Origin of the sequence: Roseomonas nitratireducens, from assembly GCF_017813355.1 — a bacterium.
Taxonomy (GTDB): domain Bacteria; phylum Pseudomonadota; class Alphaproteobacteria; order Acetobacterales; family Acetobacteraceae; genus Neoroseomonas; species Neoroseomonas nitratireducens.
The window spans coordinates 314,098-338,296 of sequence record NZ_JAGIYZ010000002.1; the positions used below are offsets into that span (position 1 = coordinate 314,098).

The following is a 24,199-nucleotide window of genomic DNA, read 5'->3' on the forward strand; positions in this document are numbered from 1 at the left end:
CGGGGCCTAGCAAGGGCCTCACCGTCCGGGGAGGACATTCCGTGCCAGCGACGATCCTGCTGGGAGCCTACGCGCTTCTGGTCGCCCTGCCCGTGTTGCTGGGCTGGGCGCTGGTCGGCCCCGCGCGGCCCTGGCCGGACGAGGTCTCCTCTGCCCTCGCCATGGCGGGATTCGCGGCGCTGCTGATGGAATTCCTGCTCTCGGGCCGCTTCCGTGCGATCAGCGGGGGGATCGGCATCGACCGGACCATGCGCTGGCACCAGCTATTCGCGCGGGTGCTCACGGTCGGGCTGCTGGTGCACCCCTTCCTCTACACGGTCCCGATCGGGGCGCAGTTCCTCCGGCCCGAGGATGCCACCCATGCGGGCGTGCTCCGCCTCGATGCCCATACGCTGGTCACGGGCTGGGCAGCCTGGTTGCTCCTGGGGCTGCTCACCATCACCGCGATCGGGCGCGACTCGATGCCCTGGCGCTACGAAACCTGGCGGCTGCTGCATGGGCTCGGCGCGGCCGCGGTGGCGGTGCTCGGCATGCGGCACACGCTCTGGGCGGGGCGCTACAGCACGGATCCGGTCCTCGCGACCTACTGGGCAACGATGTTCGCGCTGGCGGCGGGCAGCCTGCTGCTCGTCTATCTCGGCCGGCCGCTGCGACACATGCGCAGCCCCTGGCGGGTCGCGGCGGTGACCCGGGCGGCGGAGCGCATCTGGTCGGTGGTACTGGAACCGGCCGGGCATGCGGGCCTGCGCTTCCGGGCGGGGCAGTTCGCCTGGATCCGGCTCGGCGCCTCGCCGTTCTCGATGCGGGAACATCCCTTCTCGATCGCCTCCGCGCCCCGGCCCGACGGGCGGCTTGAATTCCTGATCAAGGAGGCCGGTGACTTCACGCGCACCGTGGGCGCCATCGCGCCGGGGACGCGCGCCTTCGTGGACGGGCCGCACGGGCATCTGTGGATCGAGGGGCGCACCGAGCCCGGCCTCTGCCTCATCGCCGGCGGGGTGGGCCTTGCGCCGCTGCTGTCCATGCTGCGGGCCAAGGCGGATCCACGGCCGGTCATGCTGCTGTACGGCAACCGCCATGCAGGGCAGATCCTGGCCAGCGAGGAACTCGCCGCGAGCGGCGCCGAGGTGGTGCATGTGCTGCAGGAACCGCCACCCGGCTGGCAGGGCGCGACCGGCCTCATGGACCGGGACTTCATCCGTGCCCGGTGCGAAGCCGCGGCCAAGGCGGGCTGGCTGTTCGTCCTGTGCGGCCCGCCGCCGATGATGCGGGAGGTCCGGGCCGGCCTCGTCGCCCTCGGCGTGGCGCCCGGCCGCATCCTGGAGGAACGCTTCGTCTACGATTGACGGGCGCGGCGGGCGGCATAGGCTCCCCCCTTCTTCGAAGGGAAGGGACGGGCCATGGCAGATATCGTGATCCGCGGCGGCACCGTGGTGGACGGCACCGGCGCCGCGCCGGTCGAGGCCGATGTCGCCATCTCGGACGGCCGCATCAGCGAGATCGGGCGCGTCTCGGCCCGTGGGCGGGAGGAGATCGACGCCCGCGGCCGCATCGTCAGCCCCGGCTTCGTCGACATCCACACCCATTACGACGGCCAGGCAGTTTGGGATTCGCATCTCGCGCCGTCCGCCTGGCATGGCGTGACGACGGCGGTGATGGGCAATTGCGGCGTCGGCTTCGCGCCCTGCCGCGCCGCCGACCGCGACAAGCTGATCGAGCTGATGGAAGGCGTGGAGGACATCCCCGGCCCCATCCTGCATGAGGGCCTGGACTGGCGCTGGGAGACCTTCCCCGAATATCTCGACGCGCTGGACGCGAAGCCGCGCGACATCGACATCTGCGCCCTGCTGCCGCACGGCGCGGTGCGCGTGCATGTGATGGGCGAACGCGGCCTGGCGCTCGAGAACGCCAACCAGGGCGACATCGCGGCGATGCGCGCCATCACTGCGGAGGCCCTTCGCGCGGGCGCCTTCGGCGTCTCCACCTCCCGCACCATTTCCCACCGCACGCTGAAGGGCGACCCGACGCCGACGCTGCGGGCGCAGGAGGAGGAGCTGCGGGGCCTCGCCGAAGGGCTGCGCGATGCCGGCGGGGGGCTGCTGGAACTGGTGAGCGACTGGAACACGCCCGACCCCGCGACGGAATTCGCCATCGTCCGCCGCGTCGTGCAGGCGACGGGGCAACGCGTGCTGTTCTCGCTGACCGCGCGGCACGACCGCACCGAGGCATGGAAGGACCTGCTCGCCATGTCCGACGCGGCGGCGGCCGAGGGCCTGCCGATCCGCCCCGTCTTTCCGCCGCGGCCGATCGGCATCCTGCTTGGGCTGCAGGGGAGCCAGAACCCCTTCTCCGGCTGCGCCTCCTACAAATCCATCGCGCATCTGCCCGCGCCCGCGCGGGCGGAGGCAATGCGCGAGCCGGCGCTGCGCGCGCGCATCCTGTCGGAGGACCGCGTCAGCGGATCGAACTTCCCGCTGATCACGCGCCTGTCCTTCGAGCGCATGTTCCCCTTCGGCGATCCGCCGGACTACGCGCCGCCGAAGGAGGCCTCGATCGCCGCCATCGCCGCGCGCGAAGGGCGCAGCGCGGAGGAGGTCGCCTACGACCTGCTCGTCGCCGATGACGGCGCGGGCTTCATCTTCGCGCCGCTGACGAATTTCCACGACTACACGCTCTCCGCCAGCGCGGAATGCCTGCGGCATCCGAACGCCATCGCCGGGCTGTCCGATGGCGGGGCGCATGTCGGCTTCATCTCGGACGGGTCCTTCCCGACCTTTCTCCTGGCCTATTGGGCGCGGGACGCGAAGGAACAGGTCTTCGCGCTGCCGGAGATCGTGCGGCGGCTGACCTCCGACACGGCACGCGCCGCCGGGCTCGTCGACCGCGGCGTGCTGCGGGTGGGGATGAAGGCGGATGTGAACGTCTTCGACATGGCGACGCTGGGGCTCGACGCGCCGCGCATGGTGGCCGACCTGCCGGCCGGCGGGCGGCGCCTGCTGCAGCGGCCGCGCGGCTATGTCGCGACCATCGTGGCAGGGCAGGTCACCTATCGCGACGGAAGCGCGACCGGCGCGCTGCCGGGACGGCTGGTGCGCCGCGCCGCCTGATCCGTGCGCGCGCTGCCACCGAGCCTCTACGCCGAGGCCGCCGCGCCGGCCATGCCGACGCCGCCCCTCGAGGGCGCGGCGCGCGCCGATGTCTGCATCGTCGGCGGCGGCTTCACCGGGCTGTCGGCCGCCCTGCACCTGGCCGAGGTCGGCACCGATGTGCTTCTCATCGAGGCTCGGGAACCGGGCTGGGGCGCGTCCGGCCGCAATGGCGGGCAGGTCAATCCCGGGCTGAAGCCCGATCCCGACCAGGTGGAACGCGACTTCGGCGCGGCACTCGGCCGGCGGATGCTCGCTTTGTCGTACGGCGCGCCGGATGCGCTCTTCGCGCTGGTGCGCCGCCACCAGATCGCCTGCGAGGCGCGGCAGGAAGGCACGATCCGCGCGGCGATCGACGCGCGCAGCGCCGCAGCCGTCGCACGCAGCGCCGAACAGGGCGCGCGGCGCGGCTGGCCGGTGACCTTCGCCTCGGCGGAGGAGGCCGCGGCGATGACGGGCACGCGGCGCTACGCCGGCGCTATGCTCGATGCGCGCGGCGGGGACGTGCAGCCGCTCTCCTACGCCCGCGGCCTGGCGCGCGCGGCGATGGCGCAGGGCGCGCGCATCCATGGCGACAGCCCGGCGACGGGCATCGCGCGGGATGGCGCGCAGTGGCGCGTGAGCACGCCGGCGGGCGAGGTGCGCGCCGGGCATGTCGTGCTCGCGACCAATGGCTACACGGATGACCTATGGCCCGGGCTGCGGCGCAGCGTCGTTCCCGTGTTCAGTTCGATCGCCGCGACGGAACCGCTGCCGGAGGAGATCGCGCGCGGGATGATGCCGCGCCGCGCCTCGCTCTACGAAGCGGGCCGCATCACCGTCTACTACCGCATCGACCGCGCGAACCGGCTGCTGATGGGCGGTCGCGGGCCGCAGCGGCCGATCGGGGATGTCGCGCCGATCCGCTACCTGACGGACTACGCCGCGCGGCTCTGGCCGGCCGTGGCGAAGGTCCGCTGGACGCATGGCTGGAACGGGCAGCTGGCCATGACGGCGGACCACTACCCGCATCTGCACGAACCCGCGCCGGGCGTGATCGCCGCGCTCGGCTACAATGGCCGCGGCGTCGCCATGGCGACCGCGATGGGACGGCAGATCGCGCGGCGCCTGACCGGCACGCCGGCCGAGGCGCTGGACATGCCCGTCACCTCCATCCGCCCCATCCCCTTCCACGGCTTCTGGCGCATCGGCGTTGCCGCGCGGGTCTGGGAAGGGCGTATCAGGGACCGGCTGGGGCTTTAGCGCGCGCTTCCAGCAGCCGCACCAGCGCCGCGTCGCGCCGTCGCGCGAGGTCCGTTGTGGACGCACCGCCGGTGCCCTCGGCCACGCCCGCCACCAGCATCTGCTGCACGGCCGCGTTCACCTTCGGATCGCCCAGGTCCATCCACCAGGATTCGAGGGCGGGCAGCAGGTGCTTGAGGAAATGCTCGATGCCGCCCTCCCCGCCCGCGAGGTGGAAGGTGGCGTGCGGGCCCATCAGCGCCCAGCGCAGGCCGGGGCCCTCACTGATCGCGGCATCCACGTCCGCGACGCTCGCCACGCCTTCCGCCACGAGGTGCACCGCTTCCCGCCACAGCGCGGCCTGCAGGCGATTGGCGAGGTGGCCGGGCACCTCCTTCCGGATCTCGATCGGGTGCTTTCCGATGGCGCGGTAGAACGCCATCGCGGCCGCGACGGCCTCAGGGCTGCCCTTCGCGCCGCCGACCACTTCCACCAGCGGGATCAGGTGCGGCGGATTGAAGGGATGTCCGATCACGACGCGCCCGGGATGCGCGCAGCGCTCGGACAGGCGGCTGGCGAGCAGGCCGGAGGTGGAGGAGGCGACAACCACATCCGCGGGCAGCGCCGCGTCGATCCGCGCGAGCAGGTCCTGCTTGATCTCCAGCCGCTCCGGCGCGCTTTCCTGCACGAAGTCGGCCCCGGCACAGGCAGTGGCGGGATCGGCATCGAAGGTCCAGGCATTCGGGTCGGCATCCGGCTTGCCGCCGAGGCGCATCAGGATCGGCCAGGCATCGGCGATCATCCGCCGCAGCAGGTCCGGCGCGCCGGGCGAAGGATCGCTGGCGGAAACGGCGATGCCGCGGCTGAGGAAATAGGCCGCCCACGACGCCCCGATGGTGCCCGCGCCGATCACCGCGACGCGCCTGATTTCCGTGCGCATGCCGTCCTCTCCCCTGCGTTGCGCGGCGAGACTATCGCGCCCCGCCCACCCTGGCCACGCGCCGGCGCCCGGTCTAGCGTGCGGCGCGCAGGAGGACGCCATGCAGGATCTCGTCGCGCGGATGAACGCCATCTCCGACGCGCAACCCTTCGATACGACCTGGTACGTGAAGGACCTCGCCACGGGCTGGGAAGCGGATCGCGGCGGCGATGTCGTCGTGCCCTCGGCCAGCACGCGCAAGACGTCCATCCTGATGCACGCGCTGTCGAAGGTTCACGAGGGCACACTGAGCCTCGACGAGCCCTGCACCATCGAGCAGCGCCTGCAGGAAGGCGTGGACAGCGGCACCTACCAGTACATGACGCCGGGCTGCGTCATTCCGCTGCGCGATGCCTTCGTGAACATGATCATCACCAGCGACAATGTCTGCACGCAGATCGTGCTGGAACGGCTGGACCGGGACGCGCTGAACGCCTGGTGCCGCCGCATCGGCATGACCGGCACGACGCATCGCGTGAACTTTCCCCCGCCCGGCCTCGCCTGGGACCATCCGGTCGATGCCGTGGCGAGCACCACGGCGCGCGACCAGGGCGTCCTGCTCGACCGGATGGCGGCCGGAGCGGCGGATGCCGGCGCCGCTGCCTTCCTCGGCGCGACGCCGGAACTCTGCCGGCTGGGCCTCGACATCCTGTCCTGGCAGCGGCTGCGCAACCTGATTCCCTCGATGCTGCCCGCGAAGGCGAAGGTCGCGAACAAGACCGGCCGCGGGCCGCGCGGGCGGATGGATGCCGGCCTCGTCTACAAGAACGACCGCCCGCGCTACATCATCAGCGTCTTCACCGACCGTGTGCCGGAGACGCTGCCGGACGGGCTGCCCGGCTTCACGGCGGCCTATGCGACCGCGGGCCGCCTTTCCCGCCTCTGCTGGGATGCAATGGACTGAACATGACGACCGACGCTGAATTCGAGGCCGCGATCGCGGCGCTGCAGGACTGGGTGGGCCGCGAGCGGATCGTGGAGGACGAGATCGGCCTCTCCTCCGCCCGCCGCATGGCGGGGATGCTCGACATCGACCCCGCCTCGCTGAAGCAGGGCGACGAACTGCCGCCGCACTGGTTCACCATGTTCTTTCCCGACATCGCGCAGCAGCGCGACATCGGGCCGGACGGCCACCCGAACAAGGGCGTCTTCCTGCCGCCGATCCCCCTTCCCCGCCGCATGGGCGCGGGGCGCCGCGTGAAGATCGACGGGGCGCTTCGCATCGGCGAACCCGCCATCAAGCGCGCCATCGTCGCGCAGGTGGCGCCCAAGATCGGCCGCACGGGCCGCATGGCGGTGCTGACCATGCGCCATGTGATCGAGACGCGCGGGCAGGTCATCGCCGTCGACGAGTTCGACGCGCTGTACCGGGAGGCGCCGAAGCCCGGCCAGGCCAGCCCGTCCTCCCCGCCGCAGCCCGCGCCCGGCAATGCTGCCTTCGCGGACCGGGTGCTGCTCTCCTCGCCGCTCGTCTTCCGCTATTCCTCCGTCACCTGGAACGCGCACCGCATCCACTACGACGCCGACTACGCGCGCGACGAGGAAGGCTATCCGGCGACCGTGCAGAATGGCGGGCTGACGATGCAGCTCATGCTCGACGCGGCGCTCAAGCGCGCGACGGGGCGGCTTTCGGGCTTCACCGCGCGGCTCGCGCGGCCGCTCTGGGTGGGCGACACCGTCACGCTCTGCGGCGCGGCGCAGGCCGACGGGAAGATGGAATGCTGGGCGGCCGACAAGGACGGCCATCTCTGCGCCACCATGAGCCTCGAGTTCGCGGCATGAGCCGCGCCGCGCCCGCGACCTGGCGGTCGCTGATGTTCGTGCCGGCAACGGGCGAGAAGTTCGTTGCCAAGGCGCATACGCGCGGCGCCGACGTGATCATCCTCGACCTCGAGGATTCCATCCCGCCCGGGGAGAAGCAGGCGGCGCGCGACGCGCTGGCGAAGGCGGCCGCCACGGTCGGCCAGGCGGGGGCGGAGGTGGCGGTGCGCATCAACCGCCCGCTCGAACTCGCGGTGCCGGACATCGCCGCCGCCGTGATGCCCGCGGTCGGCACGCTGATCCTGCCCAAGGTGATGGGGCCGGAGCATGTGCGCCTGCTGTCGGAAGTCGTCGCGGCACGGGAAGCTGCGCAGGGCATGGCGATCGGCCATACGCGCTTCGTCGCGGTGGTCGAGACGCCGGATGCGCTGCCGCTGCTCTCGGCCATCGCCACCGCCGATCCGCGTGTCGTCTCGCTCGGCGTCGGCGCCGAAGATCTCTCGACCGAGTTGGAAGCCGTCCCGGGGGCGGACCTGCTCTATCACTTCGGGATGATGGTCGTGGCGGCGGCGCGGGCGGCGCGCATCCAGCCCATGGGATCGGTCGGACCCTTCGCGGATTTCTCGGACCTCGAGGCCTATCGCGCCTCGCTGCGCCGGTCACGCGCGCTCGGCTTCGCCTGCCAGGCCTGCATCCACCCGGCGCAGGTCGCGATCATCAACGAGGAATACGGCCCATCGCCGGCCGAGGTTGAACGCGCGCGGCGCCTGATCGCGGCCTTCGACGCGGCGCTGGCCGAGGGCAAGGGCGCGGTGGCGTTCGAGGGGCAGATGATCGACCTGCCGGTGGTCGAGCGCGCGCGGCGGGTGCTGGCGCGGGTGAAGTAACGGGGGAGGAGAACCTCCCCCGCGCCCCCCTCCCTTCTTTGTCTGCTTGGTTCCAAAGAAGGTTGAGGGGGGTTCGGGGGGAGAAGTTCGCTTCTCCCCCCGTCCTTCACATCTCGCACATCGTCAGCACGCGCTTCTCGATCAGCGGCGTATACGCCTCCCGCACCTTGGGCATGCGCGGGTTCTGGGTGTGCGCGGTGACGGCATCGCGATCCTTGTAGACCTCGACGAGCATGATGCGCCCCTCGTCGCGCGTGCCGTCGGCCTTCAGCGGCTGCAGCACCTCGAAGCGCTCGCAGCCCGGCTCCTCCTGCACGGTCAGCCGCGCATGCTCGCGGATCAGGGCATCGAAGGCGGCGTGGCAGCCAGGCTTCGGGTGGAATTCGACATGGATGGCGATCTTGGGCATGGCAGGTTCCTCCTGCCATGCAGCCTCGCAGGGAAGTCGCCCTGCGTGAAGGTCAGGCCGTCGCGTAACGGTCCAGTGCGAGGTCCGCCGTGTCGATCTCCGGCTTGCGGCCCGTGACGAGGTCCGCCAGCACGCGGCCCGACCCGCATGCCATCGTCCAGCCCAGCGTGCCGTGGCCGGTGTTGAGGTGCAGGTTCTTCAGCCGCGTCGGGCCCACCACGGGCGTGCCGTCCGGCGTCATCGGGCGCAGGCCGGTCCAGAAGGCGGCGTCCGCCACGTCGCCGCCGCGCGGGAAAAGATCCGTGACGGAGTGCTCGAGCGTCTCCCGCCGCGGCTTGCGCAGTTGGAGCGAAAAGCCCGCGAGTTCCGCCGTGCCGCCGACACGGATGCGGTCGCCCAGGCGCGTGATGGCGACCTTGTAGGTCTCGTCCATCACCGTCGAGGTCGGGGCGCCGTCCTCGTTCTTCACCGGCAAGGTCAGCGAATAGCCCTTCACCGGATAGACCGGCACGCGCAGCCCGAGCGGCGCGAGCAGTTCCGGCGTGAAGGAGCCGAGCGCGGCGACGTAGGCGTCGGCCGTCTCGACGCCCTGGTCGGTGACGACGCCCGTCACGCGGTCGCCCTCGCTCGTCAGCCCGCGGATCGCCACGCCGTAGCGGAAGCGCACGCCGACCTGCTCGGCCATGGCCGCCAGGCGCTGGGTGAAGATGTGCGCGTCGCCGGTCTCGTCGCCGGGCAGGCGCAGCCCGCCCACGAACTTGCCCTGCACATGGCGCAGCGCCGGCTCGGCGGCGATGCAGCCCGCGGGGTCGAGCAGCTCGTAGGGCACCTTGAAGGTGTCGAGCACGGCGGTGTCGTCGCCCACATGATCGAGCTGCTTCTGCGTGCGGAACAGCTGCAGCGTGCCCATGCTGCGCCCGTCATAGGCGATGCCCGTTTCCCGCCGCAGGTCGCCGAGGCAGTCGCGGGAGTATTCGGCGAGCCGGACCATGCGCGTCTTGTTGAGGCGATAGGCGGCTTCCGTGCAATTCGCGAGCATCGAGGCGAGCCAGGTGTAGAGCCGCCGGTCGGCGCGCGGCCACAGCACCAGCGGGCGCTGGCGCATCATCAGCCATTTGAGCGCCTTCACCGGAATGCCCGGGCCCGCCCAGGGGGCGGAGTAGCCGTAGGAGAGCTGGCCGGCATTGGCGAAGGAGGTCTCCATCCCCGCCGCCTGCTGGCGGTCGAGCACCGTCACCTCATGCCCTGCGCGGGCCAGGTACCAGGCGCTGGTGACGCCGACGACGCCGCTGCCGAGGACGATGACGCGCATGGGAAGGCACCTCCGTTCCGAGGCCCTGATGATGCGGTGGCGGAGGGCGAAGATGCTGCCCTTCAGTAGCGCCTTCTGCCAAAGCGGCGCTTCGTGGTGGCAATTTCTGCTATTTCCTGGCAAATTCTGCCAATGCTCGACGAGGCCGACCAACGCATCCTGCGCGCCCTCCGCCAGGACGGGCGCATCACCAATGCCGCGCTCGCGGAGGCCGTGGGCCTGTCGCAATCCGCCTGCCTGCGCCGCCTGCGGCTGCTCGAGACGCGCGGCGTCATCCGCGGCTACACCGCCATCATCGACGAACCCCAGGGACGCGCCACGGTCACGGTGATCGTGCAGATCACGCTCGACCGGCAGACGGAGGAACATCTCTCCCGCTTCGAGCATGCCGTGCGGCGCCTCGCGGAAGTCCGCGAATGCTACCTGATGACCGGGATGTCGGATTACCTTCTGCGCGTGGAGGTACGCGACGCGGCGGATTACGAGCGCGTCCACAAGGAACAGTTGTCGCGCCTGCCTGGGGTGGCGCGCATCCAGTCCTCCTTCGCGATCCGAAGCGTCATCCGGTCGCGCGGCTAGAGGGCCGCCGCGATCTCCGCCCATTCCTCGGCCAGCGTCGCGGCCGGCCGGCGGCGACCGGCGCGGCGGTACCAATAATCCGCGTTCGGAAGGTCGCCCTCCTTCCTGTGCAGGTAGGCGTGCACCCACGCGCCGTCCGGCGTGTCGACGGACTGGGCGAGTTCATGCGCGCGGGTCCAGTCCCCGCGCGCATCCCACCAGAGTGCAGCGAGCAGCGGCGCCAGCCCCTCGGCGCTCTCGCACCGCGCCAGCGCCGCCGGGTCCATCAGGCCGCCGCGGCGAGCGGCTGCACGCGCGACAGGCGCGCAAGCAGGTAGTCGACCTCGGCCGCCGTCTCCGCGCTCAGCTTCGGCCCGGGAGCGCGCAGCGTGGCATGCGCGATGATGCCCCGCTTCACCAGCACGTACTTCCGGATGGCGAGGCCGAGGCCTGGCTGCACCTCGGTGCGGATCAGCGGCAGGTGCAGGTCGAACAGGTCCTGCGCCGCGTCGCGCTGCCCGGCCCACATCAGCTTGCAGACATTCACGAGCATCTCGGGGAAGGCGTAGCCGGTCATGATGCCGTCGGCGCCGCGCGAGAGTTCCTCTGGCAGGAACTGCCCGCCGACGCCGCCGAGGATGGACAGGCGCGGCATCTTGCCTTCGGCCTCCAGCCGCCGCACGGCCGTCAGCTTGTCGAGGCCCGGCCAGTCTTCCGCCTTCAGCATGACCACGCGGGCGTCCTGCGCCATGCGCGCGATCATCGGCGCGGTCATGGTGATGCCGGTCAGCTGCGGGTAGTCCTGCAGCACGAAGGGAGCGTTCACCACATCCACCGCCTGGGCGATGTAGGAGACGACGGCCTCGTCGCCCTTCAGCCCCGGCGTCGGGGACACCATGATCCCCGCCGCGCCGAGATCCATCGACCCGCGGGCGATCGCCTTCATCTGCGCGAAGCCGGGGGCGGAGGCGCCGACCACCACGGGCACGCGCCCCGCCACGCGCTTCAGGACGCGATCGACGAAGGCGAGGCTCTCGGCCTCGGTCAGCTTCGGCGCCTCCCCCATCACGCCGAGGATCGTCATTCCGGACGCGCCGGCTGCAAGGAACGCATCGGTCATGCGATCGGTGCTGGCGAGGTCGAGCGCCCCGTCGGGCAGGAAAGGCGTGGGGGCGATGACGAAAACGCCCTTGGCTGAACGGTCGAGCATGGGCATCCCTTCCGGCTGGAACCGCGCCCACCATAGCGTCGGCGAGAGGAACCGCCAGATGGAGCCCGGCCGCGGCGGGGCCCATGCCCCTGCTTTGAAGCCTGCCGGCCGCGTGGCATACCTGGGCACGTCCAGGAAACACCGGGGAAACCTCCCATGATCCGCCGTCGCCCGCTCCTCGGCGCCGCCGCGCTTTTCGCGCCCTCCGTCGCGCGCGGCCAGGCCGCATGGCCCGATCGACCCATCCGCGTCGTCGTGCCCTTCGCCGCGGGCGGCAATGCCGACACCATCGCGCGTATCCTCCAGCCCCGGCTGCAGGAGCGGCTCGGCCAGCCCGTGGTGGTGGAGAACCGCCCCGGCGCCGGCGGCAGCGTGGGCGCGGAGGCCGTCGCCCGCGCACGGCCGGACGGCTACACGCTGCTGATTGGCTCGAACGGCCCGCTCAGCGTCAACCCGGTCGTGCAGGCGCGGCTGCCCTACGACCCGGCGCGGGACTTCGCGCCGGTCGCCATGGCGATGCAGGTGCCGCACTGCCTGATGGTGCAGATGGCTGCGCCGTATCGCAGCGTCGCCGATGTCGTCGCGGCGTCCCGCGCGCAGGCGGATGCGATCGGCATCGGCACGGCGGGCGTGGCGAGCGCGACTCATCTCTCCCTCGAATCCTTCAAGGCCGCGTCCGGGGCGCGGCTGCTGCACGTGCCCTATCGCGGCGGCGGCGCCGCGGTGCCGGATTTCGTCGCGGGCAACCTGCCCATGCTGTTCACAGAATTCTCCACCGCCCTGCCGCTGCACAATGACCGCAAGGGGCGGATCCTGGCGGTCGCGTCCTCCGCGCGCCTGCCCGCGCTGCCGGACGTGCCCACGATGCACGAGCAGGGTGTCGCGAACTTCGCCGCTGCTTCCTATGTCGGGCTGCTCGCCACCGCGGGAAGCCCGCCGGAGGCATTGCGCGCCCTCGCCGCCGCCATGGGCGCGATCGTGGCCGAGCCCGACTTCCGCAGCCGCATGCAGGCGATGGGCGGGGAAGCGGCCGCGGGCGCGCTCGCCACGCCCGCGGGCTTCGCCGCCTTCATCGCCGATGACCTGGCGCGCTCCCGCGCCGCCGCGCAGGCCGCGGAGATCCGCCCCGAATGAGCCCTCGCCCCACCCCGCCCGGCTCGACCGACTGCCACTGCCACATCTTCGGCCCGGCGGCGCGCTTCCCCTATGCCGAGCCGCGCTCCTACACCCCGGACGACGAGACGCTCGAGGACTACCTCGCGCTGCTCGACCGGCTCGGCCTCGATCGCGGCGTGATCGTGCAGCCTTCGGCCTATGACCGCGACAATGCCTGCACGCTCGATGCGCTGCGCCGCGCGCCCGACCGTCTGCGCGGCGTCGCCGTGGTGGGCGCCGAGACGACCGAGGCGAGCCTGCGGGCTATGCACCGCGACGGCATCCGCGGCCTGCGCGCGAACGAGTACCGGCGCGACGGCGTCGCGGCCTATCATGGCGGCGTGCGGCTGGCGGAGATCGAGCCCTTCTTCCCGGTGATGGCCGAGCTCGGCTGGCACCTGCAATTGTGGATCGACGCGCGGCACCTGCCGGACCTCGAACCGCGGCTCGCCAAGGTGCCGGTGCCCATCGTCGTCGACCATATGGGCCGCCTGCACCACAGCCATGGCGTGAACGACCCCGGCTTCCAGGCGCTGCGCCGCGGCGTCGCGGAAGGTCGCTACATGGCGAAGCTGTCCGGCACCTATCGCCTCGGCGCGACGAAGCCGGACTACCTCGAGGCGAAGCCCTTCCACGATGCGCTGGTGGCGGCGAACCCGGATGCGCTGGTGTGGGGCACGGACTGGCCGCATCCGCGCCCGGATGGCGGCCGCCCCGATGCCGCCCGCCTGCTGGAGGTGTTCCTCGACTGGACGTCCGATCCCGTGCTGCGGCGAAAGGTCCTGACGGACACGCCCGCGCGCCTCTACGATTTCCCGCCCGCCTGAACGAGCGAGACCGCATGGCCTCCGACCGCCGTCCGACCTTCGCGCTGCCGCCCGGCACCTGCGACACGCATGTCCATATCTGGGGGCCCTTCGACCGCTTCCCGGTCGCGCCGGGGGCGCCGTACACACCGCCGGAACGCAACCGCGACGACCTCGTCGCGCTGCATGCCCGGCTCGGCGTGCAGCGCGCCGTCATCGTCCAGACCACGGTCTACAAGGCCGACAACCGGGCGATGCTGGACGGCATCGCGCGCAGCGGCGGCTCCTGGCGCGGCGTGGCGCTGGTGGACGAGACCTTCGGCGATGCCGAGTACCGCGCGTTGCACGAAGGCGGCGTGCGCGGCGTGCGCTTCGGCTTCGTGAAGCACCTGGGCGGCATCCCGGACCTCGACCTGGTGCGCCGTACCGCCGACCGTATCGCGGAGATGGGCTGGCACCTGGTGCTGCACCTCGATGCCGCGAACATCCCGGAATTCGAGCCGTTGCTGCGGTCCTTCCGCCCGCCGGTGGTGATCGACCATATGGGCCGCGTGCCGGTGGCCGACGGCCTGGACCAGCCGGTCTTCCGCATCCTGCTCGACCTGATGCGCGCCCCCAACTGGTGGGTGAAGGTGTCGGGCAGCGAGCGCATCTCCGCCGCCGGCCCGCCCTTCGCCGATGCGATCCCCTTCGCCCGCGCGCTGATGCGGGCCGCGCCGGACCGGGTGCTGTGGGGCACCGACTGGCCGCATCCCAACGTCCGCTGGATGCCGGACGAGGCCGACCTCGTGGACCTGCTGCCCGAATTCGGCGACGCCGCGGCGCTGCGGCGCCTTCTCGTCGACAACCCCGCGCGGCTGTACGGTTTCGCATGACAGGCAACCTGCAATCCTGGGTCGGGCGGACGCGCAGCGTCGATGACGAGATGGCGGCGCCCCTCGTTCGCCGCATGGCCGCGCTCACCGACCGCACCGACGTCGCCTGGAACCATGGCGCGATCGTGCCCGGCCACTGGCTGTGCATGCTGTTCGACGATGCCGCGCCGCAATCGGCCCTCGGCCCGGACGGCCACCCGGCCAAGGGCGACTTCCTGCCGCCCGTGCCGCTGCCGCGGCGCATGCTCGGCGGGCGGCGGCTGACCTATGCCGCCCCGGTGCGCGTGGGGGACCGGCTGACGCGCGTGACGGAAATCGCCGCCATCACCCCCAAGGTCGGCCGCAGCGGCGCGATCATCTTCGTCATGCTGCGCCACACGATCACGGGGCCATCGGGCCTGGTCGCGACCGAGGAACAGGACATCGCCTATCTCGAGGCAAAGCGGAACGCCCCCGCGCCGAAGGACCCGCCTTCCACCGTGCCGAACGCCGCATGGCGGGAACCCTTCGCGCCGGACCAGGCGATGCTGTTCCGCTACTCCGCGCTCGCCTTCAACGGCCACCGCATCCACTACGACGCGGATTATGCGCGCGACGTGGAAGGCTATCCGGCGCTGGTCGTGAATGGCGGCGTGACGACGCTGTTCCTGCTGGAAGCCGCGCTGCGCCACGCGCCCGGCGCGCGCATCCACGGCTACGACGCGCGCACGCTGCAGCCCCTGTTCTGCGGGCGGAAGGGCGCGCTGTGCGGCGACGCGCCGGATGCGGAGGGCCGTCGCACCTTGTGGGCCGAGGACGAGACCGGCGCCATGGCGCTGCGGCTGACGGCGAAGGTCGCGCCGTGAGCGGGCCGCTCGACGGCGTCCGCGTCCTCGACCTCTCGGCCGTCGTGGTCGGGCCGATCTGCACGCATGTGCTCTGCGAGCACGGCGCCGAGGTCATCAAGGTGGAGGCGCCGACCGGCGACCTGCTGCGCCATCTGGCCGGCAAGGGCCGCAGCGCCGGGATGAACGGCAAGTTCCTGAACTTCAACCGCGGCAAGCGTTCGCTCGCGATCGACCTGAAGAAGCCCGCCGGCATCGCCGCGCTGCGCCGCGTGGCCGAAACCGTCGATGTCTTCGTCACCAACATCCGCCCGGACGCGCAGGCACGGCTCGGCGTCGACGCGGACGCGCTGCGCGCGATCGCCCCGCGGCTGATCCATTGCTCGATCACGGGCTTCGGCTCGGGCGGCCCCTATGCCGGGCGGCCGGCCTACGACACGGTCATCCAGGGTGCGGCGGGCGTCGCCGGCGCCTTCGCGGCCTCGACCGGGGAACCTCGTTACACGCCCTTCCTCGTCGCCGACCATACCGTGGGGCTGATCGCGGCGCAGATGATCGGCTTCGCGCTGTTCCGCCGGGAGCGCACCGGCAAGGGCGAGGCGATCGAAGTGCCGATGTTCGAGAACATGGCCGCCTACATCATGCAGGAGCATCTCGGCGCGCATTCCTTCCGGCCGCCGCTGGGGCCCCCGGGCGACCATCGCGTCCTCAGCCCGGACGGCAAGCCGCTGCCGACGAAGGACGGCTACATCTGCATCTCCGCCAACACCGACGCGCAGGCGCATGCCTTCTTCGAGGCGATCGGCCGGCCGGAACTCAAGACGGACCCGCGCTTCGCCACCATCGCGCAGCGCGTGCAGCACACGAAGGAGTACTTCCACATCCGCGCGACCTCCCTCGGCGGGCGGACGACAGCGGAGTGGCTCGAGATCCTCGACCGCATGGACGTGCCGGCCTCCCCCTACAACACGCTCGGCTCGCTGGTGGAGGACCCGCACCTCGTCGCGGTCGGCATGGTGCGGGAGGAGGAACATCCGACCGAAGGCCCGACCTGGGCGATCGGCGCGCCGAACCGCTTTTCCGGCGGCGATGCGCCGCCGCGCCCGCCAGCGCCGCGCCTCGGCGCCGATGGCGCCGCGGTGCTGGCCGAGGCAGGGCTCGATGCCGCGGAGATCGACGCCCTGCGCCGCGACGGCGTCCTGGTGGAGGGCGGCCCATGATGCGCCTGACGCGTCGCGCGACGCTCGCCACGCTCGCACCCTTCGCGGTCGCGCGGGCGCAGCCGGCCTGGCCGGATCGGCCGGTGCGCCTCGTCGTTCCCTTCACCCCGGGCGGCTCGACCGACATCCTCGCCCGCGCGATGGGCCAGCGCCTGTCGGAGATCTTCGGCCAGCCCTTCGTCATCGAGAACCGTCCCGGCGCCGGCGGCACGCTCGGGTCCGAGCAGGTGTTCCGCGCGGCTCCCGACGGGCACACGCTGATGATGGGCCATATCGGCACGCTCGCGGTGAACCCGGCGCTGTACCGCAGCCTGTCCTTCGACATCGCCGCCTTCGTCCCGGTCGCGCTGGTCGCCAACGTCGCGAATTTCCTCGTCGTGACGAACCGGCTGGAGGCGACGGATGTGCGTTCGCTGATCGCCCTGGCCAGGCGAGACCCGGGGCGCCTGACCTATGGCTCGGGCGGCAATGGCAGCGCGGCGCACATCGCTGCCGTCGCCTTCATGGAAGCGACCGGCACGGAGATGACCCATGTGCCCTATCGCGGCACCGGCCCGATGATGAACGACCTGATCGCCGGCACGATCAACCTGACCATGACCGGTGGGCCGCCCGCCCTGCCGCCCGTGCGCGCGGGGCAGTTGCGCGCACTCGGCATCTCGTCGCGTGAGCGGCTGCCTTCGGCGAACGATATCCCGACCATCTCCGAGCAGGGCGTGGACGGCTTCGAGGCGCTGCAATGGTACGGCATCGTCGCCCCGCCCGGCACGCCCGCGCCGCTCGTCGCGCGGCTCAACGCCGCCTGCAACGGCATCCTCGGGGAGCCGCCCTTCCGCGCGCGGCTGGAGACGGAAGGCGCGACCGCGCAGCCCGTCACGCCCGCCGCCTTCGGCGCCTACATCGCGGCCGAGCGCGAGCGCTGGGGCGCCCTGATCCGCCGCGCCAACGTCACGCTGGGCTGACCCATGACCCGTCCCTTCGAAGGCATCCGCATCGTCGATGCCACCCATGTCCTCGCCGGACCCTTCGCCGCCTACCAACTCGGACTGATGGGCGCCGAGGTGATCAAGGTCGAGCATCCTGACGAGCCCGACCAGAGCCGGGGCAACGGCCCGGACTGGGACCTCAACCGTGCCGGCATGGGCACGCAGTACCTCACGCAGAACGCGAACAAGCGCTGCATCACGCTCGACCTGAAGCAGGAGCCCGCGCGGGAGGCGTTCCGCCGCCTCGTCGCGCGCGCCGACGTGCTGGTGGAGAATTTCCGCCCCGGCGCCTTCGCGGCGATGGGCCTGGGCTATGAGGCGCTGTCCGCGCTCAATCCCCGCCTGATCTACTGCTCGATCTCCGCCTTCGGCCAGCAGGGCCCGCGCGGGCCGCAGACCGCCTATGACCACGTCATCCAGGCGACCTCGGGCATGATGGCCTGCACCGGCACGCCGGAGGCGAACCCGATCAAGCTCGGCGCGCCGGCGATCGACTACGCGACCGGCACGATGGGCGCCTTCGCGCTCGCCTCCGCGCTGTTCCAGCGGGAACGGACCGGGCGCGGGCAGCGCATCGACCTCGCCATGCTCGACGTCGCGCTGGTGATGATGGCGGCGCACATGACCGCGCAGTCGCGCACCGGGCGGGCGGCGAAGCCGCGTGGCAACGACCATGAGTTCGCGACCAATTCCTGCTACGTGGCCAAGGACGGCCTGGTCATGCTCGGCGCCTCCAACCTCCGCCAGCAGAAGCGGCTGTGGGACGCGCTGGAGCGGCCCGAGATGGCCAAGCGCTCGAGCGAGGAACGCGTCGCGCAGCGCGAAGCCGAGCGCGCCCTGCTCGCAGAGATCATGCTCACCCGCACGGCGCAGGAATGGGAGGATTACCTCCAGCCGCGCCACGTGCCCGCGGCCCGCGTGCGCGACATGGTCGACACGCTCGCCGACCCGCAGATTGCCGCGCGCCGCGTGCTGCACCCCTTCGAGGAAACGCCGGGCGTGCCCGGGCGCTTCGCCGTGCCGGTCGCGCCCTTCCTGTTCGAGCATGGCGGGCCGCGGGTGGACACGCCGCCGCGCGCCCTGGGGGCCGACACCGATGCGGTGCTCGCTGAACTCGGCTACGACGAAACCGCCCGCGACGTGCTCCGCGCCGCCGGCGCCATCTGAGGAAAACCAGGCGATGGCCAGCTTCACCTTCGACCACATCCACCTGCGCAGCCCGGACCCGGAGGCGACGGCCGCCTTCTACGAACGCGTCTTCGGCGTCGAGCTCCGGCGCAGCCCGCAGCGCATCGACTTCACGCTCGGCGGGCAGGCGATCTTCGTCTCGCCGATCACCGAGCCTACGACCGGCGAGGCGCCAACCGCCCCCTATCGCGGGCTCGAGCATATCGGCCTCGCGGTGCAGGACATCGACGGCGTTGTGGCGGCGCTGAAGGCCAAGGGCGTCGCCTTCACCATGGAGCCGACGACGATCCGCCCGGGCGTGCGCATCGCCTTCCTGCGCGCGCCTGACGGTGTGTCGATCGAACTGCTCGAACGGAGCCCGGCCTGACCTCCATCCTCGTCATCGGCGCCGGCCCGGCCGGGCTGATGGCGGCGGAAGCGGCGGCCGGGGCCGGGGCTTCGGTCACGGTGCACGACCACATGCCCTCCCCAGCACGGAAGCTGCTGATCGCGGGGCGCGGCGGGCTGAACCTGACGCATTCCGAACCGCTCGAGGCCTTCCTCGACCACTACGGTCCGGCGCGCGCGCGGCTCGAACCCTTCATCCGCGCCTTCCCGCCCGACGCGCTGGTCGCCTGGTGCGAGGCTCTCGGCCAGCCGACCTTCGTGGGCAGTTCGGGGCGCGTCTTCCCGCGCGCCATGAAGGCCTCGCCGCTGCTGCGCGCCTGGCTTGCGCGGCTCGCGTCGCTCGGCGTCGCGCTGAAGACGCGGCATCGCTGGATCGGCTTCGCGCCCGATGGCGCGCCGCGCTTCGCGACGCCGGAAGGCGAGGCCATCCTGCGCGCCGATGCGGTCGTGCTCGCGCTCGGCGGCGCCTCCTGGCCGCGGCTCGGCTCGGATGGCGCCTGGACCGCGCTGCTGCCGGGCTGCGCGGTCGCGCCGCTGCGTCCCGCGAACATGGGCTTCGCCATCGCCTGGAGCGACCATCTGCGGGCGCGCTTCGCCGGGACGCCGCTGAAGCGCATCGCGCTCGCCTTCGAAGGGCGGACGGTGCGTGGGGAAGCCGTGCTCACCGAGCAGGGGATCGAAGGCGGGGCGGTCTACGCGCTGTCCGCACCGCTGCGGGAGGCGATCGCGCGGGACGGCGCGGCGCTGCTGCGGCTCGACCTTCGCCCGGATGTCGCGCTCGCTGACCTCTCGCGCAGGCTCGCGGCCCGCGCGCGCGGCGTCAGCCTGTCGAACCATCTGCGCCGTGCCGCGGGGCTCCCACCCGTCGCGGTCGCGCTGGTGCAGGAAGCACTGCATGCCGGCGCCTCGCCGGCGGATCCCGCGGCGCTGGTGAAGGCCCTGCCGCTGCGGCTGACCGCGCCCTTCCCCATCGCGCGCGCCATCTCCTCCGCCGGCGGCCTGGCATGGGCGGAGGTCGACGAGACGCTGATGCTCCGCAGCCACCCCGGCGTCTTCGCTTGCGGTGAGATGCTGGACTGGGAGGCGCCGACCGGCGGCTACCTGCTCCAGGCCTGCTTCGCGACCGGCCGGGCGGCCGGGATCAATGCCAAGACATATTCCGACAAATCCAGTCGGTCTTAGGAGGATTTTAGCGGGATTACAGCAGGTTCATTCCGGGTAAGGACGCATGCCCATGCCGGAACATTCCCCCTGGAGCGAACCATGCTTGCGCGCCTGAACAACCTCGGCATCGCCGTGAAGGCCATGCTCGCGCTTTCGATCCTCGGCCTCGCCGCGCTCGGTGGGGGCGGCTTCGCGGTGCTGAGGTTGAATGAGGTCAGCCGGACCTATTCCGACCTCATCCACAATGAATCCGCCGCGGTGCTCTATGTCGCGCGCGCCAATATCGCCCTCCTCGAGGAAGCGCGGCTCGTCAATCGCGCCCTCCTCGAACGGGATGAAGCCGGTATGCGCCGCATTCACCGGGAGGCGGACGCGGCGCGGGCCTTGTTCCGGGAAAGGCTTGCCAGCGCGGCCCGCGCGGAAGTGACCATTGCGGATCAGGTCGCCGACATTTCGCGCGCGCATGAGGGCATGATGGAGATCATCCGCCGCCTGGAAGGGCGTGCCCTCGCCGGCGAGCGCGATGCCGCGCTGCGCATCCTGAACGAGGAGAAGACGCCGCGGCTGGAAGCCATCCGCGCGAGCATGCGCAACCTGGTCTCCAGCGTCGAAACCCGCACGGATGAGGAGACGGCCGCCACGGGGCAGTCGGCGGCGCAGGCCGTCTGGCTCAGCGGCACCCTCCTGCTGGCCGGCACCGGGCTTGCTGTGGCCCTGGCGCTCCTGCTGCTGGTGGGCGGCGTCTCCCGCCCCGTCACGCGGATCGCGGACCGGATGAAGGCCCTGACCGGCGGCGACAAGGAAAGCCCCGTCCCGGATGCAGGCCGGACCGACGAGGTCGGGCGGATGGCCGAGGCGCTGGAGGCACTCCGCCTCGCCGCGATCGAGCAGGACCGCATGGCCGCCGCCGCGGCGGCCGAGCAGGCGGCCCGCATCGCGCGCGCAGAGCGCATCGAGGCCCTGATCGCGCACTTCGAGGCGGAGGCCGCCGACACGCTCCGCGGCGTCGCGACTGCCGCGACGGAACTGGACGCGACGGCCGAGCAGATGCAGTCCGTCGCACATGCCGGCCATGAGCGCGCCGCGTCCCTGTCCGCCGCCGCCCAGCAGGCGAACGCGAATGTCGGCACGGTCGCCGCTTCGGCCGAGGAGATGGCCGCCAGCATCGAGGAAGTGGCGCGCCGTATCGCGGAAGGGGCGCGCATCGCCTCCCGCGCCGCGGAGGATGCGCGTGCGACCGATCGCTCGGTCACGACGCTCGCCCAGGGCGCGCAACAGATCGGCGAGGTGGTGCGCCTGATCGGCGAGATCGCCGGGCAGACCAACCTGCTGGCGCTGAACGCGACGATCGAGGCCGCGCGCGCCGGCGAAGCGGGCAAGGGCTTCGCCGTCGTCGCCTCGGAGGTCAAGGCGCTGGCGGCGCAGACGGCCCGCGCGACCGAACAGATCGGATCGCAGATCGCCGCCATCCAGCAGGAGACGGAGCGCGCCGTCGACGCGATCCGCGGCATCTCCACGACCATCGCCGAGATGGACGGGACCATGACGCAGGTCGCCGCGGCGAGCGAGGAGCAGGCGGCAGCGACGCGGGAGATCGGCCGCGCCGTAGCCGAAGCCGCCGCGGGCACGCGCGACGTGACGGAGCATGCCGGCGGCGTGACCGAGGGCGCCGCCGAGACCGGCGCGGCCGCCGGTCAGGTCCGCTCCGCCTCCGCCGAACTCGCCCGCGGTGCGGAAGGGCTCCGCGGACAGGTCGATGGGTTCCTGGCCGGCATCAGGGCGGCCTAGGCGCTCAGCGTGGCGCGTCCCGCAGGGCGCGCCACAGCCGTTCCGCCGTCGCCGGCATGTCCGGCGCGCGCGCGCCCGCCTGCGCCAGCGCATCGGCCACGGCGTTCATCACCACCTGCGGCGCGGCGATCGCGCCGGCCTGCCCGACGCCCTTCACGCCGAGCGCGTTCGATGCCGTCGGCGTGCCTTCCAGCAGCACGTCGAGGTCGGGCAGGTCGTCCGCGCGCGGCAGCGCGTAGTCCATCAGCGATCCGGCCAGCGGCTGGCCGGAGTCCGCGTCGAAGGCGACGTTCTCGAGCAGCGCCTGCCCGATGCCCTGCGCCACGCCGCCCTGCACCTGGCCGCGCGTCAGCATCGGGTTCACCAGCCGACCATAGTCGTCCACCGCCACGTAGCGCGCGAGGCGCGCGGCGCCGGTCTCCCGGTCGATCTCCACCTCGGCCGCGTGGCAGCCATTGGGGAAGGTGACGAGGTCCGATCCGTTGTGCGCGCCGGCGGCGAGGCCGGGTGCCATGCCCTCCGGCAGGTTGGCGGGATCGGTGGCTGCGGCCGCGAGCGCGGGAAGGTCGATGAAGCGATCGCTGCCGCGCACCGCGAAGCGACCTTCCGCGAAGTCCAGCAGCGCGGGATCCGCCTGCAGCAGATGCGCGGCCAGTGCCCGGGCCTTGTCCAGCAGCGCGTCGATGGCAAGCACCAGCGCCTGCCCGCCCATGTGCAGCGACCGCGCGCCGCCATGGCCGTTGCCGTTGGGCAGCAGGTCGGTATCGGCCTGCGCGTAGCGGATGCGCTCCATCGGCAGGCCAAGACGGTCGGCGGCGACCTGCGGGAAGGAGGTCTCATGCCCCTGCCCGTTCGAATGCGTTCCGGTCGCGACCACCGCGCTGCCATCGGGCAGGATCTCCGCGCTCGCCCATTCGCCCGGCGCGCCGCGCGCGGTCTCGAGGAAGCAGGCGATCCCGCGGCCGAGCAGCCCCCCGCGCGCCGCCGCCGCCGCGCGCCGCGCCGGGAAGCCCACCGCGTCTGAGGCCTGCGCCAGCACGTCGAGATTCGCCGCGAAGCGCCCGCCATCCACCTTCATGCCCATCGCCGTCACGCGCGCCGCGTCGGGCATCATGTTCAGCGCGCGCAGCGCGGCGGGGTCGGCGCCGGTCTCGCGCGCGGCGGCATCGACCAGGCGCTCGATGATGTAGTTCGCCTCGGGCTTGCCGGCGCCGCGATAGGCGTCGATCGGCGGCGTGGTGGTGAAGGCGCCGCGCACCACCAGGTGCATCGCGGGAATGGCGTAGACGCCGCCCATGGCGGTCGAGAAGGCGTTGGTCGGGCAGTGCGGCCCGACGGCCGACAGATAGGCGCCCATGTCGGCGACCGTCTCGACATCCAGGCCGAGGAAGCGCCCCTGCGCGTCGAGCGCGAGCCTCGCGCGCGCGCGCAGGTCCCGCCCATGCACCGCGCCGGAGAATTCCTCCCCCGGCTCGGCCACCCAGCGCACCGGCGCGCCGAGCCGTCGCGCCGCGACCAGCGCCGCGACATATTCCGGGAACAGCAGGTTCTTCAGCCCGAAGCCGCCGCCGACATCGGGGCATGAGAGATGGAAGTCCGCTTCCGGCAGGCCCAGCACCGTCGCGAGCTGGCGGCGCACGCCATGCACGCCCATCCCGGTGAAGACCAGGTCGAAGCGCCCGTCCGCGAAGCGCGCGAGGCAGGCGCGGGGTTCGAGCGGCAGCGCGTGCACGCGGTTGTTGAACAGTTCGAGCGAGACGATGCGCGCGGCGCCGGCGAAGGCGGCATCGGTCGCGGCCCGGTCGCCCTTCTCGAAGCGGAAGGCCTCGTTGCCGGGTGCCTCGGGCCAGATGGCGGGGGCGCCCTCCGCCAGCGCGGCGGCGGCATCGACGATGGCGGGCAGCGCCTCGTACTCGACCTCGATCGCCTCGGCCGCGTCGCGCGCGGCCATCTCGCTTTCCGCCACCACGAAGGCGACGGGCTGGCCGACATGGCGCACGCGATCCGTGGCGAGCACGGGGCGACGCGGCACCACCAGCGGCTTCACGGCGGCGAGCACGCTCGTGCAGGGCAGCGGGCCGACGCCCTCCGCGGCGAGGTCCGCCGCCGTCAGGACCAGGCGGACCCCCGGCATGGCTCGGGCAGCGGCGGTATCGATCCGTCGGAGGTCCGCATGCGCATGGGGGGATCGCACCGCCACCGCGTGCAGCGCGCCGGGCGCCGGCAGGTCGGCCACGTAGCGGCCGCGCCCCGTCAGGAAGCGCGCATCCTCGATGCGACGAAGGGAGGTGCCGCTGATCGTACCGTCCATGCCCATGTCCCG

23 protein-coding genes are annotated in these 24,199 nt (G+C 72.2%); 17 read left to right on the top strand and 6 right to left on the bottom strand.

Annotated features, from left to right (window positions below):
- Positions 1–41 precede the first annotated feature (41 nt).
- The 3 genes from J5Y09_RS03855 to J5Y09_RS03865 are packed head-to-tail and all read left to right on the top strand — an operon-like array spanning position 42 to position 4,388.
- Positions 42–1,346 (top strand): ferredoxin reductase family protein, encoded by a 1,305-nt coding sequence (locus J5Y09_RS03855; RefSeq protein WP_209350414.1) that lies wholly within the window; start codon positions 42–44, stop codon positions 1,344–1,346.
- A gap of 54 nt (positions 1,347–1,400) precedes the next feature.
- Positions 1,401–3,107 (top strand): N-acyl-D-amino-acid deacylase family protein, encoded by a 1,707-nt coding sequence (locus J5Y09_RS03860; RefSeq protein ID WP_209350415.1) that lies wholly within the window; start codon positions 1,401–1,403, stop codon positions 3,105–3,107.
- Positions 3,108–3,110: 3 nt separating this feature from the next.
- Positions 3,111–4,388, top strand: coding sequence for an NAD(P)/FAD-dependent oxidoreductase (locus J5Y09_RS03865; RefSeq protein WP_342451402.1), 1,278 nt, complete (start codon positions 3,111–3,113; stop codon positions 4,386–4,388).
- Here the strand turns inward: J5Y09_RS03865 and J5Y09_RS03870 are convergent.
- Positions 4,366–5,307, bottom strand: a complete 942-nt coding sequence (locus tag J5Y09_RS03870) for a 3-hydroxyacyl-CoA dehydrogenase NAD-binding domain-containing protein (RefSeq protein ID WP_209350416.1) — start codon at positions 5,305–5,307, stop codon at positions 4,366–4,368. The genes J5Y09_RS03865 and J5Y09_RS03870 overlap by 23 nt on opposite strands.
- Positions 5,308–5,407: 100 nt before the next feature.
- On the opposite strand from J5Y09_RS03870, the gene J5Y09_RS03875 reads away from it, so the two are divergent.
- Genes J5Y09_RS03875 through J5Y09_RS03885 form a run of 3 tightly spaced genes read left to right on the top strand, consistent with a single transcriptional unit; the run spans position 5,408 to position 7,994 of the window.
- Positions 5,408–6,250 carry a serine hydrolase gene (locus J5Y09_RS03875; RefSeq protein ID WP_209350417.1) on the top strand — a complete coding sequence of 281 codons (843 nt, stop codon included), beginning with the start codon at positions 5,408–5,410 and terminating at the stop codon, positions 6,248–6,250.
- Between the two features lie 2 nt (positions 6,251–6,252).
- On the top strand, positions 6,253–7,128 hold the full coding sequence (locus J5Y09_RS03880; RefSeq protein ID WP_209350418.1) for an HTD2 family dehydratase: 876 nt from the start codon (positions 6,253–6,255) through the stop codon (positions 7,126–7,128).
- The gene (locus tag J5Y09_RS03885) at positions 7,125–7,994 is read left to right on the top strand and encodes an HpcH/HpaI aldolase/citrate lyase family protein (protein ID WP_209350419.1); all 870 of its coding nucleotides are present in this window, start codon (positions 7,125–7,127) and stop codon (positions 7,992–7,994) included. The genes J5Y09_RS03880 and J5Y09_RS03885 overlap by 4 nt, the downstream gene beginning before the upstream one ends.
- A gap of 106 nt (positions 7,995–8,100) precedes the next feature.
- On the opposite strand, the gene J5Y09_RS03890 is transcribed toward J5Y09_RS03885, so the two are convergent.
- Both J5Y09_RS03890 and J5Y09_RS03895 read right to left on the bottom strand, forming a co-directional pair.
- Positions 8,101–8,403 carry a putative quinol monooxygenase gene (locus tag J5Y09_RS03890; RefSeq protein WP_209350420.1) on the bottom strand — a complete coding sequence of 101 codons (303 nt, stop codon included), beginning with the start codon at positions 8,401–8,403 and terminating at the stop codon, positions 8,101–8,103.
- 52 nt (positions 8,404–8,455) lie between these two features.
- Positions 8,456–9,715 (bottom strand): D-amino acid dehydrogenase, encoded by a 1,260-nt coding sequence (locus J5Y09_RS03895; RefSeq protein WP_209350421.1) that lies wholly within the window; start codon positions 9,713–9,715, stop codon positions 8,456–8,458.
- 132 nt (positions 9,716–9,847) lie between these two features.
- Between J5Y09_RS03895 and J5Y09_RS03900 the strand changes: the two genes are divergently transcribed.
- Positions 9,848–10,294, top strand: coding sequence for an Lrp/AsnC family transcriptional regulator (locus tag J5Y09_RS03900; protein WP_209350422.1), 447 nt, complete (start codon positions 9,848–9,850; stop codon positions 10,292–10,294).
- Here the strand turns inward: J5Y09_RS03900 and J5Y09_RS03905 are convergent.
- Positions 10,291–10,560, bottom strand: a complete 270-nt coding sequence (locus tag J5Y09_RS03905) for a hypothetical protein (protein ID WP_209350423.1) — start codon at positions 10,558–10,560, stop codon at positions 10,291–10,293. The genes J5Y09_RS03900 and J5Y09_RS03905 overlap by 4 nt on opposite strands.
- Positions 10,560–11,483, bottom strand: a complete 924-nt coding sequence (locus J5Y09_RS03910; RefSeq protein WP_245216795.1) for a dihydrodipicolinate synthase family protein — start codon at positions 11,481–11,483, stop codon at positions 10,560–10,562. The genes J5Y09_RS03905 and J5Y09_RS03910 overlap by 1 nt, the downstream gene beginning before the upstream one ends.
- 156 nt (positions 11,484–11,639) lie before the next feature.
- Between J5Y09_RS03910 and J5Y09_RS03915 the strand changes: the two genes are divergently transcribed.
- The 10 genes from J5Y09_RS03915 (at position 11,640) to J5Y09_RS03955 (ending at position 21,876) form a co-directional block, all read left to right on the top strand.
- Entirely contained in the window at positions 11,640–12,617 is a 978-nt protein-coding gene (locus J5Y09_RS03915; protein ID WP_209350425.1) for a Bug family tripartite tricarboxylate transporter substrate binding protein, read from the top strand.
- Entirely contained in the window at positions 12,614–13,465 is an 852-nt protein-coding gene (locus J5Y09_RS03920) for an amidohydrolase family protein (RefSeq protein ID WP_209350426.1), read from the top strand. The genes J5Y09_RS03915 and J5Y09_RS03920 overlap by 4 nt, the downstream gene beginning before the upstream one ends.
- Positions 13,466–13,479: 14 nt before the next feature.
- Positions 13,480–14,319 (top strand): amidohydrolase family protein, encoded by an 840-nt coding sequence (locus J5Y09_RS03925; RefSeq protein ID WP_209350427.1) that lies wholly within the window; start codon positions 13,480–13,482, stop codon positions 14,317–14,319.
- Positions 14,316–15,164, top strand: coding sequence for an HTD2 family dehydratase (locus J5Y09_RS24200; protein WP_245216796.1), 849 nt, complete (start codon positions 14,316–14,318; stop codon positions 15,162–15,164). Before J5Y09_RS03925 ends, J5Y09_RS24200 begins: the two co-directional genes overlap by 4 nt.
- On the top strand, positions 15,161–16,363 hold the full coding sequence (locus J5Y09_RS03930; protein ID WP_342451403.1) for a CaiB/BaiF CoA transferase family protein: 1,203 nt from the start codon (positions 15,161–15,163) through the stop codon (positions 16,361–16,363). Before J5Y09_RS24200 ends, J5Y09_RS03930 begins: the two co-directional genes overlap by 4 nt.
- Entirely contained in the window at positions 16,360–17,325 is a 966-nt protein-coding gene (locus J5Y09_RS03935) for a Bug family tripartite tricarboxylate transporter substrate binding protein (RefSeq protein WP_245216797.1), read from the top strand. The genes J5Y09_RS03930 and J5Y09_RS03935 overlap by 4 nt, the downstream gene beginning before the upstream one ends.
- 3 nt (positions 17,326–17,328) lie before the next feature.
- Positions 17,329–18,516 (top strand): CaiB/BaiF CoA transferase family protein, encoded by a 1,188-nt coding sequence (locus tag J5Y09_RS03940; protein WP_209350429.1) that lies wholly within the window; start codon positions 17,329–17,331, stop codon positions 18,514–18,516.
- Positions 18,517–18,529: 13 nt separating this feature from the next.
- Complete coding sequence (locus tag J5Y09_RS03945) at positions 18,530–18,904, top strand: VOC family protein (RefSeq protein ID WP_209350430.1); 375 nt, start codon at positions 18,530–18,532, stop codon at positions 18,902–18,904.
- Positions 18,901–20,106 carry a TIGR03862 family flavoprotein gene (locus J5Y09_RS03950; RefSeq protein WP_209350532.1) on the top strand — a complete coding sequence of 402 codons (1,206 nt, stop codon included), beginning with the start codon at positions 18,901–18,903 and terminating at the stop codon, positions 20,104–20,106. The genes J5Y09_RS03945 and J5Y09_RS03950 overlap by 4 nt, the downstream gene beginning before the upstream one ends.
- A gap of 81 nt (positions 20,107–20,187) precedes the next feature.
- Positions 20,188–21,876 (top strand): methyl-accepting chemotaxis protein, encoded by a 1,689-nt coding sequence (locus J5Y09_RS03955; RefSeq protein ID WP_209350431.1) that lies wholly within the window; start codon positions 20,188–20,190, stop codon positions 21,874–21,876.
- 4 nt (positions 21,877–21,880) lie between these two features.
- Here the strand turns inward: J5Y09_RS03955 and J5Y09_RS03960 are convergent, their stop codons facing one another.
- A complete protein-coding gene (locus J5Y09_RS03960) occupies positions 21,881–24,187 on the bottom strand; it encodes a xanthine dehydrogenase family protein molybdopterin-binding subunit (protein WP_209350432.1) in 2,307 nt (768 codons plus the stop codon).
- Between the last annotated feature and the right edge of the window lie 12 nt (positions 24,188–24,199).